This window comes from Methanosaeta sp. UBA458, from assembly GCF_002496085.1.
Lineage (GTDB): Archaea > Halobacteriota > Methanosarcinia > Methanotrichales > Methanotrichaceae > Methanothrix > Methanothrix soehngenii.
The window spans coordinates 1-3,932 of the sequence record NZ_DAIK01000087.1; the positions used below are offsets into that span (position 1 = coordinate 1).

Sequence of the window (3,932 nt, forward strand, 5' to 3'; positions counted from 1 at the left end):
TCACCAAATTTAATATTTTGTTAATAACGAGTGACAAATGTTAATTGTGTAGCAATCTTTATTATGATGAAATCATCTCAGTCTATCAATGGTTATGCTCGACATAATTGATCTCAAGGCCCATTTCTCCTCACCAGACGGCCTGGTCAAAGCGGTGAATTCAGTGGACCTGCAAATAAAATACAACGAGAGATTGGGGCTGATCGGCGAGACCGGCTGCGGCAAGACTGTGCTTGGCATGTCCATCATTCGCCTGCTGCCTTCCTCGGCCGGGGTGGAAGGCCAGATAATCTACAATGGACATGACCTCCTCCGTCTGACAGAGGAGGAGATGAGGCAGTTGCGAGGTAGGGAGATCGCCATGATCCTGCAGAATCCCACCACCTCCCTCAATCCCGTCTTAAAGGTGAGGGACCAGATCGCTGAGGTGATCAGTCTGCATAAGGGCCTGGGCAAAAAGGAGGCAAAAGCCAGAGCGGTGCAGATGCTGGAAGCGGCCATGATTCCCGAGGCGGAGAGGAGGGCAGATCAGTATCCTCATGAGCTCTCCGGAGGGATGAAGGAGAGGGTGATGATCGCTATGGGTCTGGCCAGCCATCCCTCTTTTGTTATCGCCGATGAGCCCACCAAAGGGCTTGATGCCCGCACCAAAGCGGAGATCGTCAACCTGATAAGGGACATGACCACCGGGCGATCGATGCTCATGATAACCCATGATCTTGCCGCTGCAGGGGAGATATGCGACCGGATTGCAGTCATGTATGCAGGTGAGATTTTGGAGGAGGCTGCGGCAGAGACCATATTGAACGATCCCCAGCACCCTTATACCCAGGGATTCATACGCTCGCTGCCAAGCCGGGGATTGCATCCCATATCCGGATCCAGCCCATCCCTCATAGATCCTCCTTCTGGCTGCAGATTCCATCCCCGTTGCCCCTATGCGATGGAGGTCTGCAAGAGCGAGCATCCCCAGATGATGCGGCTGGAGAACGGGCATTCATCGAGGTGTTTCTTATGCGGCTGATAGAGGTTCGAGATCTGAGAAAGCATTATTCCTCTGGATTGATAAACAAGCAATGCTCCAGAGCGGTAGATGGCGTTTCATTTCATATCGATCAGGGCGAGACCCTTGGCCTGGTGGGAGAGAGCGGCTGCGGCAAGACCACCGTAGGCCGTCTGCTCCTGCGGCTCATCGAGCCCACATCCGGCAGCATAATCTTTGATGGTAGGGATATAACCAGGCTGAATAGAAAAGAGATGAGAAAGCTTCGCCCCAGGATGCAGATGATCTTTCAGGATCCCGAGTCATCTCTCAATCCCAGGATGCGCATCGGAGAGAGCATAGCTGAGCCCTTCCGGCTAAAGCTGCAGGGAAATATGACCAAAATTGAGATCAGAGATCGGGTTTTAGAGCTTGTAGATGTCGTGGGCCTGAATCCAGAGCATATCAACCGCTTTCCTCATCAGCTCAGCGGCGGGCAGAACCAGAGAGTAGTCCTGGCCAGAATCCTGGCGATAAATCCGGAGTTCATCGTCGCAGATGAGCCAACCGCCTCGCTGGATGTCTCTGTTCAGGCCCAGATATTGAGGCTTATGATGGATCTGAAAAGAAAGTTCGGCCTGACAATGCTCTTCATTTCCCATGATACGGAGGTGGTAAGACATATGAGCGATCGCATTGCCGTTATGAATGAGGGAAGGATAACGGATATTGTGCAGCAGACGAGATACAGCAGGGCATCAGATGCCACAGGAGAGAGAATTTGTGACCAGCTCAAAGGTATCGACCCAGAGCCACTGAGAGCAACAATATGATCAGTATCAATAAAATCGATAACCTATGCCCCAGGCCGGATCCGCTCTCAACCACTCGATGATCAATGCTCCCTGGAATTAGCCGTTCATCATCCCGGTTCTCGCGATCAGGCGATGGATAATCTGCCTGGCCATCTCCCAGATCGCTCACTTTGGACATTCCACTTCCGCCGGTATCATTCCGGGAAGGATCGGACGGGCTGCTCACCTCCTCTTCCTGCACTGTAACCCGGAGGGCAGAAGTTCTGGTGCTATAATCATTCCCCCGAACATCCCGATATCTCACCATGGAGGAGGGAATGCTGATTCCATCCGGATCCATCACCCGCAGCCGAATCTTCCGGGCGGCCTTCTCGCCTGGGGAGAGCATGAAGGATTCATTCAGCTCTCCCGAGATCAGCTCTGCTCCCTGGGGAACCATCTCCGCCATCGTCAGCACCGCTTTTCTGTTGCCTCGATTCTCCAGCTCCAAAGATATCATCACCTCTTCGCCTGCCTTTACCCTCTTGGGGCTGATGCTTCTCTTGGCATCGATCAAGGGTCCGGTAACATCTATCACCGGCCTGTTGGAATGGATGGTGTAAATCCTCTCCCCCATGCGGAACGAGGCTACGGCATCAGGAAGAGAGATGCCCATGGCTGGCTCTATGGGCTTGATACAATAGCTGACCGTCTTCGTCTGACCCGGCTCAAGGACGATCTTCCACTGGAGGGTTTCATTGCTGTGAAATTCCTTTCCCGTGGAGTCGGACAGATCCACGGAAAATGTCCTGTTTCCATAGTTGCTGAGGGAATTGATCACATAGTAGCTTTCAGATAACTCCTGTGTCTCTTCAACCCTCTTGTAAAGCCGGAGAGGGCCGGATATATGCGCTTTGCCGCCGCCCCATGACTGGTGGGNNTCGAGCAGATATGGAGCCACCAGATCGATCCTGATGGGATCGGTTTGGGCCGTCTTTTTCTGTTCATCCCAGGCAGATCCCGCCAAAAGGCTTGATATGTTGATCCACCTGCTGAATATAGGCGGATTGGAATCCACGATTATCCTCAGGTCCTCTGCATCCACTGCGCCTCGATTCTCCACGGACAGCAGCATTTTGATGTCCTCACCGCCCCGGTAGATATCGTTATCGAAGCTTAAAATCAGAGATATCTCCGGGGCGCTGGGAAGCTGCATTCTCACAATGGCATAAGGCTCATCCTTGTCCGCTCCCTCTACGATCTTCAGGGCGCTGATCCTCAAGGAATCGTTTATGACGAACCACTCGCCAGCATGAAGAGCCCGGCGAGCAATGGGGCGTTCATCCTCCTGCAGCTCCACCAAGACCATGAGCTTCTCCTCCAGGGAGAAGTCGGCCAGGGTCAGGGTGTAGTCCTCCAATGTCAATTGCTCTTTCCAGTGAAGCTCGCCGGAGACCCCCTGGCCCCAGACTGTTGCCTGAGCGGTGGAGACCGCCAAGATCAGGATCAAAAAGGCTCTGATCATCTCAATGCCTTAAGAGAAGATAGATCGTCAGCATGATCAATGCCGCATAGATGTACAGTCGATTTCCGTCCTCCAATGAGCCTCCGATCATGGAGTTGGCATTCTTTGCTGGGGAGCTTTTTCCCCTCGAGCTATCCTGCAGAGAGTTATCTGTGCTGGCACTCGATTCACTCCCATACCGGCTTGAAGCATCATCTTTCATCTCAATAGCATCGCCCTTTGCTCCCTTCTTCTCATCATCGACCTCTGCAGATGCACGATCGGTCTTTGAAGCATTCTCGCTGCCATCATCCGGCTTGTCAACGGGATCCTCTTTATCGATCTGCTCATCCTTTGTGCTCGCTTTTTCATCGCTATCCTCAGAGGAGCGATACTCTGCTCCAGAGGAGGCATTCTTAGCCTCAAAGGATACCCCTTTGGGGGCATAGAATATGACCACCTCATCGCGCTTTACCATTAGCTTTTTCGTCTTTTCATACTCTATTCTGGTATCATCATCCTGCCATCTGACCGATAGATTGTGAATGCCCTCTTTGAGCTTTATCGTACCCAGCTCAGCACTGCTCTCCTTTCCCACCTTTTTGCTCTTCTCGAAGCTGCCGTCTGCATAGAGAAATGCCTCCAGCTCCCG

At 52.5% G+C, this 3,932-nt stretch carries 3 protein-coding genes; 2 read left to right on the forward strand and 1 reads right to left on the reverse strand.

Features of this window, described 5'->3' with window-relative positions; genetic code table 11:
* Nucleotides 1–88: 88 nt before the first annotated feature.
* On the forward strand, nt 89–1,024 hold the full coding sequence (locus BP822_RS06030; RefSeq protein ID WP_286877958.1) for an ABC transporter ATP-binding protein: 936 nt from the start codon (nt 89–91) through the stop codon (nt 1,022–1,024).
* A complete protein-coding gene (locus tag BP822_RS06035) occupies nt 1,015–1,815 on the forward strand; it encodes an ATP-binding cassette domain-containing protein (RefSeq protein WP_273278300.1) in 801 nt (266 codons plus the stop codon). The genes BP822_RS06030 and BP822_RS06035 overlap by 10 nt, the downstream gene beginning before the upstream one ends.
* Nucleotides 1,816–3,302: 1,487 nt before the next feature.
* Here the strand turns inward: BP822_RS06035 and BP822_RS06040 are convergent.
* Nucleotides 3,303–3,932 (reverse strand): hypothetical protein (locus BP822_RS06040; protein ID WP_286877959.1); only part of this gene is annotated, 630 nt, incomplete at its 5' end.